The organism is Agrobacterium larrymoorei (assembly GCF_013322225.1).
GTDB lineage: Bacteria > Pseudomonadota > Alphaproteobacteria > Rhizobiales > Rhizobiaceae > Agrobacterium > Agrobacterium larrymoorei_A.
In genome coordinates, this window is record NZ_JAAMFB010000024.1 from 19,527 (window position 1) to 37,592 (window position 18,066).

16 protein-coding genes are annotated in these 18,066 nt (G+C 58.2%); 10 read left to right on the forward strand and 6 right to left on the reverse strand.

What is annotated here, in order from left to right; translation table 11 throughout:
* The first annotated feature begins 25 nt into the window (after window positions 1–25).
* Window positions 26–1,945, forward strand: coding sequence for a 5'-nucleotidase C-terminal domain-containing protein (locus G6L28_RS15400; protein WP_174064714.1), 1,920 nt, complete (start codon window positions 26–28; stop codon window positions 1,943–1,945).
* Window positions 1,946–2,104: 159 nt separating this feature from the next.
* Here the strand turns inward: G6L28_RS15400 and G6L28_RS15405 are convergent, their stop codons facing one another.
* The 3 genes from G6L28_RS15405 to G6L28_RS15415 all read right to left on the reverse strand — a co-directional run bounded on the left by G6L28_RS15405 (window position 2,105) and on the right by G6L28_RS15415 (window position 3,621).
* Window positions 2,105–2,359, reverse strand: a complete 255-nt coding sequence (locus G6L28_RS15405) for a DUF2312 domain-containing protein (RefSeq protein WP_062427909.1) — start codon at window positions 2,357–2,359, stop codon at window positions 2,105–2,107.
* A gap of 152 nt (window positions 2,360–2,511) precedes the next feature.
* Window positions 2,512–2,817, reverse strand: coding sequence for a DUF1244 domain-containing protein (locus G6L28_RS15410; protein ID WP_174064715.1), 306 nt, complete (start codon window positions 2,815–2,817; stop codon window positions 2,512–2,514).
* Window positions 2,818–2,832: 15 nt separating this feature from the next.
* Window positions 2,833–3,621, reverse strand: a complete 789-nt coding sequence (locus G6L28_RS15415) for an N-formylglutamate amidohydrolase (RefSeq protein ID WP_174064716.1) — start codon at window positions 3,619–3,621, stop codon at window positions 2,833–2,835.
* A gap of 193 nt (window positions 3,622–3,814) precedes the next feature.
* Between G6L28_RS15415 and G6L28_RS15420 the strand changes: the two genes are divergently transcribed.
* The 4 genes from G6L28_RS15420 to G6L28_RS15435 all read left to right on the forward strand — a co-directional run bounded on the left by G6L28_RS15420 (window position 3,815) and on the right by G6L28_RS15435 (window position 6,599).
* Complete coding sequence (locus tag G6L28_RS15420; protein WP_174064717.1) at window positions 3,815–4,297, forward strand: DUF1036 domain-containing protein; 483 nt, start codon at window positions 3,815–3,817, stop codon at window positions 4,295–4,297.
* On the forward strand, window positions 4,297–5,736 hold the full coding sequence (gene pyk / locus G6L28_RS15425) for a pyruvate kinase (protein ID WP_174064718.1): 1,440 nt from the start codon (window positions 4,297–4,299) through the stop codon (window positions 5,734–5,736). The genes G6L28_RS15420 and pyk overlap by 1 nt, the downstream gene beginning before the upstream one ends.
* Window positions 5,737–5,920: 184 nt before the next feature.
* Window positions 5,921–6,157, forward strand: a complete 237-nt coding sequence (locus G6L28_RS15430; RefSeq protein ID WP_174064719.1) for a DUF4160 domain-containing protein — start codon at window positions 5,921–5,923, stop codon at window positions 6,155–6,157.
* Entirely contained in the window at window positions 6,147–6,599 is a 453-nt protein-coding gene (locus tag G6L28_RS15435; RefSeq protein WP_174064720.1) for a DUF2442 domain-containing protein, read from the forward strand. Before G6L28_RS15430 ends, G6L28_RS15435 begins: the two co-directional genes overlap by 11 nt.
* Before the next feature lie 73 nt (window positions 6,600–6,672).
* On the opposite strand, the gene G6L28_RS15440 is transcribed toward G6L28_RS15435, so the two are convergent.
* Window positions 6,673–8,568, reverse strand: coding sequence for a DUF882 domain-containing protein (locus G6L28_RS15440; RefSeq protein WP_174064721.1), 1,896 nt, complete (start codon window positions 8,566–8,568; stop codon window positions 6,673–6,675).
* A gap of 203 nt (window positions 8,569–8,771) precedes the next feature.
* Window positions 8,772–10,334 (reverse strand): sigma-54-dependent transcriptional regulator, encoded by a 1,563-nt coding sequence (locus tag G6L28_RS15445; RefSeq protein WP_174064722.1) that lies wholly within the window; start codon window positions 10,332–10,334, stop codon window positions 8,772–8,774.
* A 170-nt stretch (window positions 10,335–10,504) separates the two neighbouring features.
* On the opposite strand from G6L28_RS15445, the gene G6L28_RS15450 reads away from it, so the two are divergent.
* Together G6L28_RS15450 and G6L28_RS15455 are read left to right on the forward strand one after the other, a co-directional pair.
* Window positions 10,505–12,358 (forward strand): M3 family oligoendopeptidase, encoded by a 1,854-nt coding sequence (locus G6L28_RS15450; RefSeq protein WP_174064723.1) that lies wholly within the window; start codon window positions 10,505–10,507, stop codon window positions 12,356–12,358.
* Between the two features lie 96 nt (window positions 12,359–12,454).
* The gene (locus G6L28_RS15455) at window positions 12,455–13,090 is read left to right on the forward strand and encodes an aminotransferase class IV family protein (RefSeq protein WP_174064724.1); all 636 of its coding nucleotides are present in this window, start codon (window positions 12,455–12,457) and stop codon (window positions 13,088–13,090) included.
* A 49-nt stretch (window positions 13,091–13,139) separates the two neighbouring features.
* Here G6L28_RS15455 and G6L28_RS15460 read toward each other — a convergent pair whose 3' ends face one another.
* The gene (locus tag G6L28_RS15460; RefSeq protein ID WP_174064792.1) at window positions 13,140–14,045 is read right to left on the reverse strand and encodes a sensor domain-containing diguanylate cyclase; all 906 of its coding nucleotides are present in this window, start codon (window positions 14,043–14,045) and stop codon (window positions 13,140–13,142) included.
* Between the two features lie 244 nt (window positions 14,046–14,289).
* Between G6L28_RS15460 and G6L28_RS15465 the strand changes: the two genes are divergently transcribed.
* The 3 genes from G6L28_RS15465 to G6L28_RS15475 all read left to right on the forward strand — a co-directional run bounded on the left by G6L28_RS15465 (window position 14,290) and on the right by G6L28_RS15475 (window position 18,066).
* Complete coding sequence (locus tag G6L28_RS15465; protein WP_174064725.1) at window positions 14,290–15,735, forward strand: homospermidine synthase; 1,446 nt, start codon at window positions 14,290–14,292, stop codon at window positions 15,733–15,735.
* A 198-nt stretch (window positions 15,736–15,933) separates the two neighbouring features.
* Window positions 15,934–16,968, forward strand: a complete 1,035-nt coding sequence (gene hemH, locus G6L28_RS15470) for a ferrochelatase (protein ID WP_174064726.1) — start codon at window positions 15,934–15,936, stop codon at window positions 16,966–16,968.
* Between the two features lie 33 nt (window positions 16,969–17,001).
* The gene (locus tag G6L28_RS15475) at window positions 17,002–18,066 is read left to right on the forward strand and encodes an SPFH domain-containing protein (RefSeq protein WP_174064727.1); all 1,065 of its coding nucleotides are present in this window, start codon (window positions 17,002–17,004) and stop codon (window positions 18,064–18,066) included.

The following is an 18,066-nucleotide window of genomic DNA, read 5'->3' on the forward strand; positions in this document are numbered from 1 at the left end:
CAGGTAAAACAGGAGAGAAACTACGATGAACAGAGTTTTGAGATTTGGTCTGATGACGGCATCGGCCATGGCACTTTCGGCAGGTGCGGCGCTTGCCGACTATCAACTCAACATTCTCCACATCAACGACCTTCATTCCCGCCTCGAGGCGATCAATAAATCCGATTCGACCTGCTCTTCCGCAGATGCCCAGAAAAACGAGTGCTTCGGTGGCATTGCCCGCGTAAAAAGCGCCATCGACGCGCGCCGCTCCGAGCTCGGCGCGAACGCCAATATTCTGGTTCTCGATGCAGGCGACCAGTTTCAGGGTTCGCTCTTCTACACCCAGTACAAGAGCGGCCCCGTTGCCGAATTCATGAACGGCATAGGCTTCGATGCCATGGCCATCGGCAACCATGAATTCGACGATGGCCCGACAGAACTGCTCAAGCTCATCGAAGCCGCAAAATTCCCGATCATTTCCGGCAACACCAAGGCAGCAGACGGCTCCGAGGTGAAGGACAAGTTCAAGGGCTACATCATCAAGGAAATGGGTGGCCAGAAGGTTGCCGTCGTTTCCGTTCTCGCCACCGACACCAACGAAACGTCCTCGCCCGGCGACAAGATCACCTTCGAGGATGAGGTCGAGTACCTCAATGGCGCGGTCAAGGAAATCCAGGATCAGGGCGTCAACAAGATCGTCGTGCTTTCGCATGTCGGCTATGTCCGCGATCAAGAAATCGCCAAGGCCGTGGACGGCATCGACGTGATCGTTGGCGGCCACAGCCATACGCTGCTTTCCAGCACCGACCCGAAGGCCGCAGGCCCCTACCCGACGCTGGTCAAGAACCCATCGGGCGTCGATGTCCCAATCGTCACCGCCTATGCCTATTCGAAATATGTCGGCGACCTTACCGTCACATTCGATGACAATGGCGTCGTGAAATCCACCAGCGGCGCACCGAAGCTGCTCGACGCTTCCGTTACGCCGGATGAGGCGTTCACCAAGCGCGTGGCTGAACTGGCCGCTCCTTTGGAAGAAATGAAGGCCAAGGAGATCGGCAGCAGCGAGGGCGCCATCGATGGCTCCCGCGAAGTCTGCCGCGCCAAGGAATGCTCCATGGGCAACCTTGTGTCCGACGCGCTTCTCGACCGCGTGAAGGATCAGGGCATCACCATCGCCATCCAGAACGGCGGCGGCTTGCGCGCGTCCATCGATGCAGGTCCGGTCACCATGGGCGAAGTGCTGACGGTGCTGCCGTTCCAGAACTCCATTGCCACCTTCCAGATCAAGGGTGCCGACCTGAAGGCCGCGCTTGAAAACGGCACAAGCCAGATCGAACAGGGCGCGGGCCGCTTCGTTCAGACCGCTGGCCTGAAATACAGCTTCGACCGCTCCAAGCCTGCTGGCAGCCGCATCGTGTCCGTGGAAGTCAAGGAAGGCGACAACTTCGTAGCCCTCGATCCGGAAAAGACCTATGGCGTCGTGACCAACAACTACACGCGCACCGGCGGCGACGGCTTCAAGGTCTTCAACGATAAGGCCATCAATGCCTATGACTTCGGACCAAGCCTCGAAGATGCAGTTGCCGCCTATATCGGCGCAAACAGCCCTTACAAGCCATATACCGATGGCCGCGTAACGGACGTGACGCCTGCCGATTACGTCGCACCGCCAAAGGAAGCGGCCGCACCTGCTGCTGCTCCCGCAGCACCAGCCGCTCCGGCACCAACCGCTCAGGCTCCAGCGCCTGCCCCAGCCGCCCCAACATCGGCAACGCCTGCCCCGGCAACCACCGCTGCTGCGGCTGCGAAATACGTCGTTGCCCGTGGTGACTCGCTCTGGAAAATCGCCGTGGAAAAATATGGCGACGGCCTGCAGTGGAAAAAGATCGCCGAGGCCAACAAGTTGAGCCGCCCGAACCACATCGAAGTGGGTGAAGAACTGAACGTTCCAGCGAACTGATCTTCATCATCTGCATCATCGAGAAGCCGGCTTACATGGTGAGCCGGCTTTTTATTGTGCTCATGCCCCCCAACGCCCGATGCCTGACAAAAAAATCGCCGCAGTTGCGGCGATTTCGTTCAATCCGAATATGGCTTCCCTCATTGAGGAAAAGCGAAATTATTCCATGCCGAGCGCGGCCATATAGGTCTGGAGAATAGTCTCTTCCTCGATACGCTCATTGGCATCCTTCTTGCGCAGACGGATGATGGTGCGGATCGCCTTGGTGTCGTAGCCACGGCCCTTGGCTTCACCCATCACGTCCTTGATATCGCCCTGGATCGCGGCCTTTTCTTCTTCGAGGCGCTCTACACGTTCGATGAACTGGCGCAGTTCGGCGGCGGCTACGGTCTCGGTTGTGGCTGTTTCATCCATCGTTCAATCCTTCGTGGTGGCGGCTCCTGGCAGAGCCCTGTTCGTTTCATGGCGTTATCATCGCCCTGCGGTCCGTTCCGGCCCGCGCAAATTCCCAGCTGGTGAACTGCCCGCCTGCGAGCCTCACGTCAAGCCGATTCAACACAGCGGGCTTATTCCTGCGGACGGTTCCGCTCAAAGGCGGCTTTCTGCGCATCACCCGCTTCGCTTTGATGCAGACGCTTCCAGTCTTCGTAAGGCATTCCATAAACGATTTCGCGGGCCTCGTCCTTGCCGATCGGCCTGCCTGCTTCCTTTGCCGCATCGGCATACCAGTTGGACAGGCAGTTGCGGCAAAAACCGGCCAGATTCATCATGTCGATGTTCTGCACATCCGTCCGTTCACGAAGATGCTTCACAAGCCTGCGGAAAGCGGCGGCTTCGAATTCCATCTGCTGCTGTTCGCTCAATTGCGTCATCCCGCTCTCCACTTTTCAATAGGGCCCTGTTCGCGAGGCAAACTGGTGATAGTCGTGCAGCGTGGGATCGTCATTCATTGCGGCAAAAATGGGAGCGAGACGCTCAGCCCAGCTTTCGATCCCCGCTTCATCCCCGATCAAATCCTGCCGCACCTCCAGAAGCGCGTGGGGAATACCCTTCACCATGCAATGGCGATACATGGTGTCGCCTTTCAGCGCTCCGTCGTAAGGCTCATTATCTCCCACCAGAATGTCACCGCCGGCACGAAGATGCGCAATCAGCGGCAGAACGGCGCGGTGATCGGTATCCCACAGCACCGCAGCGTGCCACGGGCGCGGCACCGTCTTCCAGAACGGCGTGTAGGAATGCAGCGAAAACACCAGCGGCGCTTTTGCAGATGCTTCGGCAGCCTTTGCAAGCACCCTGTCCACAGCCTTGTGATAGGGCCGGTGATAGCTGTTGAGCCGCAAATCCCATTCCTCGGCACTGATCGGATGATTGCCGGGGACGACTGCGCCATCGGAAATCTTCATGATCAGCGTCGGGTCATCCTCGCCACGATTGGGATCGATCAGCAGTCTTGAGAACCGGCTCATCACCGCTGGAACGCCAAGCCGGGCAGCCAGCTTTCGCGTTAGCCCTTCGATACCGATGTCATAAGCGATATGACGGTGAAAAGCGGTTTGCGGAAGACCGAGATTGCCGTAAGCTTGTGGTAGAAGGTTGGTGGCGTGGTCTGCAATAAGAACCATGCCTTTGTCATAATCGCCTTCTATGATTTCGTATGGCTGGAAGTCTGACATATTGGATTTCTGAGGCCGATAAGGGAGAGACGCTTGATGGCATGGCTCGACGCCAGGCGCAAGTTTGGACGCTTAAACAGCCATCGTCAGCACCGCACAAGAGACCCCACCAGAAATATAATCGATTGAAGTCGCGTTGACATTCTTGGGCGTCCGCGCCAAGAAGTGTTTTCATTATAACCATGGAATCCGGATGGACGCCGTGACACAGACATTCTCCGCTCTCCTTGCGAAATACCGGCGCGCGATCCGCTATCTTTCCGCAGCCGCCGTTCTCAGCTCTCCCCTCTTCATTGCCCAGCCCGCGCTGGCCGATTTTCGCGTCTGCAACAGCACGCAGAACCTCGTCGGCGTCGCCATCGGCTACCGTGCGCAGGAAGGCTGGGTCAGCGAAGGCTGGTGGCAGGTTCCGGCATCGACCTGCGCAACGCTGATCGAAGGCGAGCTGCAGTCGCGCTATTATTATCTCTATGCCGAAGATGCTGCCCGTGGCGGCCGCTGGACTGGCGACGTCAACATGTGCGTGGCGGAAAACGAGTTCAAGATCAACGGCGTCGATGATTGCTATGCCCGCAGTTTCCAGCGAATGGGCTTCAAGGAATACGATACGGGCCGACAGGGAAGCTGGATGGTCCAGCTTTCAGATACACCAGGCACACAGGAAAGTCAGAACTGATGAAGCGTAATCGCAAAGTCAAAATCCTTGCAACTCTCGGCCCAGCTTCGGCAGAAGAGGCGATGATCGAGAAGCTCCATCAGGCAGGCGCCGATCTTTTCCGTATCAACATGAGCCACGCCAGCCATGACGTGATGCGCACCCTCATCCAGCGCATCCGTTCGGTTGAAAGCCGCAATGGTCGCCCCATTGGAATTCTGGCAGACCTTCAGGGCCCGAAGCTGCGCGTCGGCAAGTTTGCAGAGACGAAGGTCGATCTCGCTCCCGGCCAGACCTTCACCCTCGACAACAACGAAGCCCCCGGCGACAAGAACCGCGTTTTCCTGCCGCACCCGGAAATTCTGGAAGCCGTAAAGCCTGGCGACCGCCTGCTGATCGATGACGGCAAGCTGCATCTGCGCGCTGAAAAATGCGATGGCAAGAGCATCGTCACAACTGTGGTCTCCGGCACCAAGATTTCCGACCGCAAGGGCATCAGCCTTCCTGATACGCTGCTCGGCGTCGGCGTGCTGACCGATAAGGATCGCGCCGACCTAGATGCAGTTCTCGCCACCGATGAAGTCGACTGGGTTGCGCTTTCCTTCGTTCAGCGCCCGGAAGATCTGGTCGAAGTACGCAAGATTGCAGGCGGCCGTGTGGGACTGATGTCGAAGATCGAGAAGCCGCAGGCCATCGAGCGCATTGAGGAAATCATCGAGCTTTCCGATGCGCTGATGGTGGCCCGTGGCGACCTTGGCGTGGAAATGCCGCTTGAAGCTGTTCCCGGCATACAGAAGCAACTGACTCGCGCTTGCCGCAAGGCTGGCAAGCCGGTCGTCGTTGCAACACAGATGCTGGAATCGATGATTTCTGCACCTGTCCCGACCCGCGCCGAAGTCTCCGACGTGGCGACTGCCGTGTTCGAAGGCGCGGATGCGATCATGCTGTCTGCCGAATCCGCATCGGGCGACTATCCGGTTGAAGCAGTGTCGACCATGGCGTCGATTGCGCACACCGTGGAGCAGGACCCGCATTATTCCAACATCATCTACGCGCAGCGCGCCCAGCCGGAAGCAACCGGTGCCGACGCGATCTCGCTCGCAGCCCGCCAGATCGCCGAGACGCTGAGCCTGTCGGCCATCGTGACGTACACCTCTTCCGGCACCACCGGCCTTCGCGCCGCCCGTGAGCGCCCGCAGGTTCCGATCATCGCGCTCTCGCCAATCATCCAGACCGCACGCCGCCTGTCGGTCGTCTGGGGTCTGCACTGCGTGGTTACAGGCGATGCCAGCGACCTTGACGACATGGTCAACCGTGCATGTCGCATTGTCGTAGCCGAAGGCTTCGGCAAGCCGGGCGACCGCATCATCATCTCCGCTGGCGTCCCCCTCGGCACCCCCGGCGCCACCAACATGGTCCGCATCGCCTCCATCGGCTCGGACGGCCAAAGCGGCGTTTGATTTTCAGGACGTTTCCAACAAACAAAACCCGCCAGCGATGGCGGGTTTTTTGTTGCCCGAGACGCTATACCCGTACTCGTTTTGCTTTTATTTCTTACGGAATAGCCGTCGATTTATACCTGAGACCATTTATTTATTTTAATTGAAATAGTGCGTCAAATGCACTATTTAGAGATTGTAACGGATGCCTTTGATCGTAAAGCTCGGAAATATCAAAATCCACATCTATGCCGATGACCATAACCCACCGCATTTTCATGTATCGACGCCTGATCATGATGCGCTGGTACAGATTACTGACCTTTCCGTTCTGCAAGGCAGGATAACGAGGCGGGCTTATGACGCCGTTGTCCTTTGGGCGTCGGCCAAAGGCAATAAAAAGGTGCTCGAAGACGAATGGAGACGGCTTAATGAACGATGAGCTTATTTCGGTCGGCTCCCCTCTTCCGCGAATATCGAAAGCCGAGGCGCTGGAGCGGAGGCTGGTTCGCGTGACGTGGGCGTCAGGAAAAGTGCAGATCGTCGATCTTGCTCCCGCCCTGTTCAGTCGGCGCGTTTATATTCCTCTGCGCGAGGATGATGGTTTGTTTTCCGAACTCCGGGTCAGCGATTACGGCACTGCGATTGAGTGGCCGGGTGATCTTGATTTCTCCGCCCTTTGGCTAAGCAAACTGCCATCCGTTGATTTTGATAATCAGGCATTTCGTGAAGCAATGGATGATCTAGGCATGACATTGGAGGGCATGGCAGCAGCGTTGGAAATCTCCAGAAGGCAGGTTGCCGATTATCGCAAGGAAAAGCCCATCCCCAAATCCATTGCCTATGCCACGCGATATCTCATGGAAATTCGCCACGGCAAATAAAAAGCCGGATCGGGATGCCCGATCCGGCTTTAAATCTGTTACCGGCGGCGGAAAACCTGCCGTCGCACTTAAATCACGGCATCTTCACCGGCGTGCTGAAGCGGCTGGAGTCGATGGCGGCGGCACCGGGGCGGAAGCTCGCGGTGGCGGCGGAGGCCGACATGTCGTGGCTCAGCATGCGGTTGTTGTTGACGCGAGGCGCCTTTACCGCACGGCCTGTTGCACCCTTGTCCTGTGAGAGCGCCCAGTCGGAAATCGACTCCTGCGTCAGGCGACCGCCACCGACCATGGCCTGACGGGAAACGGCTGCATCCTTGCTGTCGGGACGACCACCCTTGGTCGGAATACCTGCGTTGAGTCCACCATTATTGACAGCAGGCTTTGGATCGAATGCATCGCCGTAACCATTGCGGTTTGCAGAACCGGATGACGGTTGCACACTGGCAACCTGACGGGCAGGTTCGGCATGCTTAGGCGCGGCATAGGCTGAAGCAGATGCCGGAAACGCAGCAGCACTCGGCATTGCAGCCGCAGTAATCGCAGAACGCGCATTCTGGCCGCTCTGTTCGAGAGCCGCGACAACCATTGGAGACAGGGCTGCCTGCTTATCCGCCTCGTCGTCCTGACCTTCCAGATCCGTATTGGCGGCAGCAAGCAAGGCTTCGGCGACCACCGGGCGGTTTGCCGGAACCGGAATATGCGCAGCCAGAGCATCGGCAGGCATGTTTTCTGGATCGACAGCCGCCGTCATCACCGAGCCCTGAGCATCGCCACGCATACCGCGTGGTCCAAGCAGGGTCGGAACGGGAACCGAAACCTCGGCAAGATCGGCAAACTTCTGTTCCGCCGGCGCCGCAGTCGGCGTCGGTGTGGTTGCAGCCTGCAAGGCATCTTGGGCGGCGTTACGCGCTGGCGAATAGAGTGCCGTTGCAAGCGCCGTGGAGCCTTCCTGACCACGGAATGCCGGGCGTGCGGTCGGCAGCGGCGCATCGGTCACACCCGGAAGCGGCTGGGCAGATGCCACGGCAACCGGTGCCTCTTCCGGTTCCTGCGCCACAGGGGCAGGAGCGGAAGGACGGGCTGCGGGTTCTGGCGAAGCAATGCCTTCGGCATCTTCATCCTCATCACCCCCACCAAAGAGAGCGGCAAGAAGTGTCTTGGGCTTGGAGCCGGCAGACGACGAACCGGCAGGACCAGCGCCTGCCGTGCTTGCTACCTGAATGGACGAAGAGCTGACGCGCTTCTTGTAGTCTGCCAGTGCCTGATCGTAACCCGGCAGCGGCTTGCCATCGGCAGGCAGGTGAATGGTATTCCCCTTCGGGAAAATCCGCACGAGTTCCTGACGGCTCATCCGCGGCCATGCGCGAACGTTGCCGACATCGAGATGCACGAATGGCGAACCGGAGGTCGGATAGAAGCCCACGCCGCCAATCTGCATCTGCATGGCAACTTCACGAAGGCGGGAAAGCTTTACGCCCGGGATATAGAAGTCCATGGCCTTGCCCAGCGTGTGCTGGCTGCTTTTTGCGACACCCTTGGTACGCGAGCGCAACATGCCATTGGTTTCTGGCGAGCGGAACGCGGAAACGACGTTGATATAGTCGGTGGCACCGGAGCGGCGATAGACTTCCCACACCAGATCGAAAAGACGCGGATCCATCTTGGTCGGCTGGTTGCGACGCCAGTCACGCAGGAAGCGATTGAGCTCCTGCAGACCCTTCTGGTCGTACTTGCCGTTTCGCTTGAATGTGATGACGGCTTTTTCGCGTGTGTGGATATAATAAAGCTTCAAACTGCGTGTTTCAGCGGCGGCTTCCGTCGCTGAAACTCCAAGTACGGGCATTGCGGCCAGCATCAGACACGCGATGGTCACAGCGCGCGCCGATAGCTTCGTGCATATATCTTTGATCAAGCCGCGCGCAGCCTTGCCCGATTGCGCGTTATTGCGATGCAGATATGGCAATGTCATCCCCGCCTGGCAGACAATTTTGTCAGATTGTCCCAATGAACCTCAATTACGGTGACACGATGGCAAATTTGCCACACATATTCAACCTTCCTCTATATAGTGAACAGCTCGCTAACAAGAGGTTTATAGACCGTAAGTGAATATCCTTGCCCAGGAGTTAACGAAAACGCCCTTTTGCTAATCTACAAACCCGAAATCCGCTATTAAGCGGCATCGCGCAGCGGATCATCGGGATCGATGCCATAATCCTTCAGCTTGCGATAAAGGGTGGAACGACCGATGCCGAGCTTGCGCGCCACCTGGCTCATCTGCCCGCGATAGAAACGAAGGGCGAAGCGGATCAGCTCTTCCTCGATTTCGGCGATCTTGCGCACATTGCCGCTATCGTCAGTGCTGGCGATAAGACTGCCGCCGGGGAAAACGGATGACGGCGAGCGGTCGTCGTCGCTCGCCATGGCTTCCATGACGGACATGATTTCTGCCGCCGAGCTTCTGCTATCGACAGGCGGCGGCGCCACCAGCAGCGAACGTTCGGTCGGACGCGGCGGAACTTCGCGGTCCTCGACCTCTCCGGAAAATTCCGGAACCTGCAAGGCGATCTGCGGGAAATCCTGATCCGTCAACTCATCGCCCTGCGCCAGCACCACGGCGCGGAACACCGCATTTTCCAGCTGGCGGATGTTTCCCGGCCAGTCATAGGCGGTCAGAAGCGCAAGTGCGCCAGCATTGACGCCGAGCGGATGCGGCAGTTTCTGTTCCACCGAGAAACGCTCGGCAAAAACACGGGCCAGATAGGGAATGTCTTCCTTGCGGCGGCGCAATGCCGGAATGGTGATGGGGAAGACGTTGAGGCGATAGTAAAGGTCTTCGCGGAAGCGGCCTTCCTTCACCTCGTCGATCAGGTTCTTGTTGGTGGCCGAAATCAGCCGCACATTGACCTTCTGAACCTTGGTCGAGCCGACCGTCTCGATCTCGCCCTGCTGCACGGCGCGTAACAGCTTGACCTGAACCTCAAGCGGCAGATCGCCGATCTCATCGAGAAACAGCGTACCGCCATCGGCCTCCATGAACTTGCCGACATGCTTTTCAGTCGCGCCGGTAAAGGCACCCTTCTCATGGCCGAACAGAATGCTCTCGACCAGATTGTGCGGAATGGCGCCGCAATTGACGGTGATGAACGGCTTGCCAGAGCGATCGCCGCCGGACTGGATGGCGCGTGCGATCATTTCCTTGCCGACGCCGGATTCACCTTCCAGCACGACAGGAATGTTGGACTGCGCTGCCCTCTGGGCCAGTTCGATGACGCGCAGCATCGCGGGGCTCGCCGAAACGATGTCGTTGAAACCAACAGCATGATTGCGTGAACGGCGACCCGTGCGGGCCTTGGCCTCGCGCTGGTCGAGCTTCAGGGCATTGGCGATGGCAGCGCCGATCCGCTCCGGAGAAACAGGTTTCACCACGAAGTCGAAAGCGCCCGCGCGCATGGCCTGCACCACGGTATCGATGCCGCCCTGCCCCGTCTGCACGATGACCGGAACATCCAGCCCATGCTCGCCCAGCGCCTTGAGGAAGGACAGGCCATCCATTTCAGGCATCATGAGATCGAGAACGACGACGCTGATTTCGCCACTGTGCTGTTTCAACAGCTCAAGGCCCGCCCTGCCGTTTTCGGCCAGCAACGGCTGGTGTCCGTAACGTTCCACCGCTTGTCTAAGCAGGCGGCGCTGAACGGGATCGTCATCGACAACGAGAACTTGCGCGGTCATCTTTAGGCTCCGGTTTCCGGGTTAGGAAGCTGCGTCATGCAGACCCTTTGAGCCGAATGTGACATGCAAGGCTTGAACATCCAGTTTTGAGATTTGCTTGCATTTTAAGCATTGCCGCAAGAAGCAAACCAACCCATATGCTTTGCCAGAGAGAAAAGAGGACGCCCGCAATGAGCTTCAAGACATCGCTTCCCAAGCCAGCTTTTTCCCCCGCAGATGCAGCGACATCCGCCGCACTTGGCAATCTTCCAGTATGGAAACTGTCCGATCTTTACCCTTCGGCGGACTCTGCCGAGTACAAGGGCGATCTGGAAAAAGCGGCGCGCGATGCCACGGCCTTCGAGGAAAAGTGGAAGGGAAAGCTGGAAGCGGCCACCAGGCTTGCAGGCGCAGAAGGCATCGGTGCTGCGCTGAAGGAATATGAGGCGCTGGACGATATTCTCGGTCGCATCGGTTCTTTCGCAGGACTTACCTATTTCTCCGACACATCAAATCCCGCCAACGGCAAGCTCTATGGCGATGCGCAGGCAAAGCTGACGGACATCGCCGCGCACCTGCTGTTTTTCCCGCTGGAACTGAACCGCATCGACGACGCGCTGATCGAAGCCAGCATTGCAAACGATCCACTTGCCGCGCACTACAAGCCCTGGCTGATCGATCTGCGCAAGGACAAGCCGCACCAGCTGGACGACAAGCTGGAACAATTGTTCCTTGAAAAGTCCATGACCAGTGCGGCAGCCTTCAATCGTCTGTTCGACGAGACGATGACCGATCTGCGCTTCGAGATCGACGGCGAGAGTTTACCGCTTGAGCCGACCCTGAACATGCTTCAGGAGCCTGATCCCGAAACCCGCAGAAAGGCGGCTGAGGCGCTCAGCGCAACTTTCAAAAACAACTTGCGCGTCTTCACGCTGATTACCAACACGCTGGCCAAGGACCGGGAGATCGCCGACCGCTGGCGCAAGTTCGAAGACATTGCCGACAGCCGCCATCTGGCCAACCGCGTGGAACGTGACGTGGTGGATGCGCTGGCCGCTGCCGTGCGCGATGCCTATCCACGCCTTTCCCATCGCTATTACAAGATGAAGGCGAAGTGGCTGGGCATGGAACAGATGAATTACTGGGACCGCAACGCGCCCCTGCCGGATACGTCCAACGCCATTATTCCGTGGGATGAGGCGAAGGATACGGTGCTATCCGCCTATGGCGCGTTTGCGCCGGAAATGGCCGATATTGCCCGCCGCTTTTTCGATGAAGAGTGGATCGATGCCCCTGCCCGCCCCGGCAAGGCACCGGGGGCCTTCGCGCATCCAACCGTCCCCTCCGCGCACCCATACGTGCTGGTCAACTATCTCGGCAAACCGCGTGACGTGATGACGCTTGCCCACGAACTCGGCCACGGCGTGCATCAGGTTCTGGCCGGTCAGCAGGGCGCGCTGATGTGCGCAACGCCGCTGACCCTTGCCGAAACCGCCTCCGTCTTCGGCGAAATGCTGACATTCCGCAAACTACTGGAAGCCACCAAGGACACACGCGAGCGCAAGGCCATGCTGGCGCGCAAGGTGGAAGACATGATCAATACAGTCGTGCGCCAGATCGCCTTCTACGAATTCGAGCGCAAGGTGCATACGGCCCGGAAAGAGGGTGAACTGACGGCAGAGCAGATCGGTGAGCTATGGCTCTCCGTGCAGGAGGAGAGCCTCGGCCCGGCAATCAAGATTTCCGAAGGTTATGAGACGTGGTGGGCCTATATCCCCCACTTCATCCACTCGCCTTTCTACGTTTACGCCTACGCCTTCGGCGATTGCCTCGTAAACTCGCTCTATGCAGTCTATCAGAACGCCGATGCCGGTTTTCAGGACAAGTATTTCGAGCTGCTGAAAGCAGGCGGCACCAAGCACCATTCCGAACTGCTGAAACCTTTCGGCCTCGATGCCACCGACCCGTCCTTCTGGAGCAAGGGCCTGTCGATGATCGAAGGTCTAATCGATGAGTTGGAAGCCTTGGACAAGGCTGGGCAGTAACCATATCGCAAAGAAATCCGGCGAGGCTCCTATTTCGGACAAGCTTCGCCGGTTTGTATGGTCGTCTTGAATGGAATCGCAAGACGGACCGAAAGCATGAAGCGCAAACCCGCTGATCTGACCTTGAGGGAAACTTTGCGCTGGGAGCCCGATAGCGGCTTTCAGCGGCTGGAACAGCATCTGCGCCGGTTGCTTCGCTCTGGCGATGCGCTGGGTTTTCGTGCGCCAGCGGATGCGGCAAAGGCCCTCAACGCCGCCGTCAGCGGCACGCAATCGCTGACCGTGCGCGTGGTCATGAACTACAAGGGCGAATTGGACATCACCTCCGAGCCTTATCTGCCGCTCGATCCGAATGCCGTCTGGCGTGTGAAGATTGCCGAAAAGACGCGCCTCGATTCCAGTGACACTTTCTACCGTCACAAATCCTCCCGCCGTGAGCCTTACGAGGCGGCGCGGGCGGAATTTTCGGAAAAAGAGGCCGACGAGGTTCTGCTTCTCAACGAACGCGGCGAGATTTGCGAGGGTTCCAGCACCAGCATTTTCGTAGAGGGCACGGACGGCCAGCTTCTGACACCACCGCTCGACAGCGGCATCCTCCCCGGCGTGCTTCGCGCCGATCTCATCCGCGAACGCAAGGCGCGTGGACAGGCCTTGAGACCCGAGGATTTGGGTGAACGAAAGCTGTTTGTGGGGAACTCGCTACGCGGGCTGGTGGCTGCAGAGTTGGTTTAGTCATCTCCCTCCCTCATTCCTGTGACAAGCACAGGAATGAGGGAAAAGACTACTCCAGCAGCCACTCGACCCGCGCGCGTCCATTCTGCTTGGCAATATAGAGCGCCCGGTCCGTCCGCTGGTAAAGCTCGTTGCCTTCCTCACCCGGTTTGAACAGCGATACCCCTGCCGAACAGCTATAGGAAAAATCAGGATCGCCCAAAGGCCGGGACTCTCTGACTTTCGTCAGCAGGCGATCAACGATGCCGACGCATTCCTGCAAAGAGGTGCGCGGCATGATGAGCATGAACTCTTCCCCGCCAACGCGGCCGAAGCAATCGGACCGGCGGATCGTCGCATGGGATATCTTCACGAAATCCCGCAGCACCGCATCGCCACCTTGATGGCCGAAGCGATCATTGATCGCCTTGAAGAAGTCGATATCGATCACGGCGGCACCGAAAGGTTCTTCGACGCCCTTGTCGACGATGTCGATCTGCGCTGCGAGCTTGGCAAAGACGAAGCGGCGGTTGGCCGTGCCGGTCAGTTCGTCCGTCTGGGCTGCGCGAAGGGCGATGTCACGGTCCTGTCGCAGGCTCCGCTGGTTCTGACGCAGCGCAGTAATGTCGGTGCCGACGCACATCATCCATCCATCGGTCTGCACCGTCTCCGTCATCCAGATCCAGCGACCATCATGCATGTCGAGTTCCAGACCGCGAAACGGCAGCTTGCCGCGACGCGACTGTGCCGACAGCAGCCAGGCCTCGAAATCGCTGGTGGTGATGATCAGGCCTTTTTTGTCCTGGTAGTTGTTGCGGATGATTTCCAGCCAGGTCGGGAACTGGTCTTCGGCGATATGAAACGCATCCCGAAAGGCACGGTTGGCGTGGCGCAGGCGGTCTTCGGTATCGTAGAGGGCGATCAGGACAGGCGTGGCATCCTGTAGCGCGATGACGCGCTCGACAAGGCCATCCAAACGATAGGTCTCCTCATGATGACGCAACATTGTGATGCCCCCGCTCCGCAGCACATCATGCACCCCGGCCTAATCCAACCATTATAAAGCGGAATGGCAAAATTGCGATTGTAAGAAAAGACACGTCATTAACAGTAGTTCATTCGATATGGCGAAAGTGTTTCATATCCGCGTCATCTCGTTGCCCTTTATTGTTTCTGGCTAATCATCTAGCTTAGGCATTGTCTTCAAAGGAGAAAACGGAATGGCAGAAGCAGAGTACCCGATCTACGGCGAAATTACCGGTCCAGTCATCATGATCGGTTTTGGCTCTATCGGGCGCGGAACGCTTCCGCTGATCGAGCGGCATTTCAACTTCGACATGTCGAAACTCATCGTCATCGACCCGCGCGACGACATCGCCCCTTTTCTGGAGGCGCGGAACATCCGTCACATCCGCACCCACCTGTCCAAGGACAACTTTCGCGACGTGCTGAAACCGTTGCTGAAGGGCGTCCAGGGACAGGGCTTTTGCGTCAATCTTTCGGTCGATGCATCCTCCGTCGATCTGATGAGGCTCTGCCGCAAGCACGGCATGCTTTACATCGATACGGTCGTCGAGCCCTGGCCGGGCTTCTACTTCGATGACAAGGCCGACAATTCGGCGCGCACCAACTACGCGCTGCGGCAAACAATGCTGAAACAAAAAGCCAAGCGACCCGGCGGAACGACGGCGGTTTCCACCTGCGGAGCCAATCCCGGCATGGTATCGTGGTTCGTCAAGCAGGCGCTGGTCAACCTGGCGAAAGACACCGGCCTCGACATCGAAGAACCCGCCGCCGATGATCGCGACGGCTGGGCGAAACTCATGCATCGGCTGGGTGTAAAAGGCGTCCACGTCGCGGAACGCGATACACAGCGGGCGAAGGAACCGAAACCGTTCAATACATTCTGGAACACCTGGTCCGTAGAAGGCTTCATCGCCGAGGGCCTGCAACCGGCCGAACTCGGCTGGGGCACCCATGAAAAATGGATGCCGAAGAATGCGAAAAAGCACAAGAAGGGCAACAAGGCGGCGATTTATATCGAGCGGCCGGGTGCCGACACCCGGGTGCGTACATGGTGCCCGACGCTTGGGGCACAATACGGTCTGCTCGTCACCCATAACGAGGCAATCTCGATTTCCGACTATTTCACCCTGCGGGACGAAAACGACAAGCTCCTCTTCCGCCCGACCTGCCACTATGCCTACCACCCATGTAACGACGCGGTGATTTCGCTCTACGAGATGTTCGGCAAGGGTGGGCAGGCGCAGCCCGTGCAGCATGTCTTAACCGAAGATGAACTGGTGGACGGTGCCGATGAGCTTGGCGTCCTGCTCTACGGCCACGAAAAGAACGCCTATTGGTACGGCTCACGCCTGACGCTGGAAGAAGCCCGCAAGCTCGCCCCGCACCAGAATGCCACCGGCCTTCAGGTCAGCTCCGCCGTGCTGGCCGGCATGGTCTGGGCTCTGGAAAATCCTGAAGCCGGTATCGTCGAGGCGGACGAGATGGATTACCGCCGCTGCCTCGAAATCCAGAGACCTTACCTCGGCCCGGTCGAGGGACACTATACCGAATGGACGCCACTTCAGGACCGGCTTGAATTTTTCGAAGAGGATCTGGACAGGGACGATCCCTGGCAGTTTCGCAACATCCTCGTGCGCTGAGACCGCGGACAGGGGCCGAAACCGGTCTTTCTGCGCTACCGGTTCCTTCCATGGCGCAAAACTTCCTCTACGCGTTGAAATGCCGCGTATCCATTGTCAAATATCAATTCAGATCAAGGGGTCGATGCATTACACATTGATCCATGAGGCGCGCGTTCCCGTAGTTCGTCGCGCAATATGAAAGCTCAGGACAGGTTTATGGCCGCAGACATCAGTGTACTTCCCGCCGATCATCCCCCCGTCACCTTCGGCAAGGTCGGCGTTCTCCTCGTCAATCTCGGCACGCCGGATGGAACCGATTACAAATCGATGCGCCGTTATCTGGCAGAATTCCTGAGCGACAAGCGTGTCATCGAGTGGTCTCGCCTGTTCTGGTATCCGATCCTTTATGGCATCGTCCTGAACAAACGTCCTCAGAAGGTCGGCAAGGCCTACGAGGAAATCTGGAACCACGAGAAGAACGAGAGCTACCTGCGCACCTATACCCGCAACCAGTCGGACCTGATGGCTGAGGCGCTGAAGGATTTGCCAAATGTGGTGGTGGACTGGGGCATGCGTTACGGCAAGCCCAGCATCGCTGAAAAGATCGACGCACTGAAAGCGCAGGGCTGCGAAAAAATTCTGCTTTTCCCGCTTTATCCGCAATATGCGGCGGCCACGACTGCCACGGTGAACGACAAGGCGTTCGAACATCTGATGAAACTGCGCTGGCAGCCTGCTCTGCGCACCGTGCCGCCCTATCACGACGATGAAACCTACATCGACGCCTTGGCCAATTCGGTCAAATCGCATCTGGCGACACTGGATTGGGAGCCAGAAAAGATCATCGCGTCTTTCCACGGCATTCCGCAGTCCTATTTTAAAAAGGGCGATCCCTATCATTGCCAGTGCATGAAGACCGGACGCCTGCTGCGCGAAAGACTGGGGCTGGAAAAGGACCGTTTCCTGATCACCTTCCAGTCCCGCTTCGGACCGGAAGAATGGCTGCAACCCTACACGGACAAGACCGTCGAAAGGCTTGCGTCCGAAGGCGTCAAGCGCATCGCGGTCATGAACCCCGGCTTTGTTTCCGACTGTCTGGAAACGCTGGAAGAAATCGCCGGTGAAGCGGCGGAAAGCTTCCTTCACCATGGGGGCGAGAAATTTACCCATATTCCTTGCCTGAACGATAGCGCGGAGGGTATGAGAGTTCTCGAAAAAGTTGTACGCAGGGAGTTGCAGGGCTGGGTGTAACAACCTCGCCTCACACATTTTAGAGGGAGTCATATGGTCGACTTGAGCGGATTCGATATCTTCGTCATTGCCGTGGTGGTGCTGGTCATCCTGACGCTGTTTGCCGGTATCAAGACGGTGCCGCAAGGCTATCGCTACACCGTGGAGCGCTTCGGCCGTTACACCCGCACGATGGAGCCCGGCCTCAACATCATCACGCCCTACATCGAGCGCATCGGCTCGAAGATGAACGTGATGGAGCAGGTGCTGGATATTCCCACGCAGGAAGTCATCACCAAGGACAATGCCAGCGTTTCCGCCGATGCCGTCGCCTTCTTTCAGGTATTGAACGCCGCGCAGGCCGCCTATCAGATCACCAATCTCGAATTCGCCATTCAGAATCTGACCATGACCAACATCCGTTCGGTCATGGGTTCGATGGATCTGGACGAGTTGCTCTCCAACCGTGATGCCATCAACGACCGGCTGCTGCGCGTGGTAGACGAGGCTGTCGGCCCATGGGGCATCAAGGTGACGCGCATCGAGATCAAGGACATCGCGCCGCCGAAAGACCTTGTTGATTCCATGGCGCGGCAGATGAAGGCCGAGCGTGAGAAGCGCGCACAGGTGCTGGAGGCCGAGGGTGCCAGAAACGCGCAGATCCTGCGCGCCGAGGGTGCCAAGCAGTCCGCGATCCTCGAAGCCGAAGGCCAGCGCGAAGCCGCTTTCCGCGATGCCGAAGCGCGCGAGCGTCTGGCGGAAGCTGAAGCCAATGCAACCCGCTTCGTGTCGGAGGCCATTGCAGCGGGCGATATTCACGCGATCAACTACTTCATAGCCCAGAAATACACCGAAGCGATGGCATCGATCGGTACGGCGAAAAATTCCAAGATCGTCCTGATGCCGATGGAAGCCTCGGCGCTGATCGGTTCACTCGGCGGCATCGGCGCGATTGCGAAAGAAGTCTTCGGCAACAATGGCGACAATCCGACCCCGCCAGAACAGCCGCAGCGCAATACCGGCAGCCGCTCGTCCACGGTTCCGCCCACCGCCCGCCCCAGCGCCCAGACGATCAACGTAACGATCCCCGGCAATCCTTTCGGTCCAAGGGACAGCTGA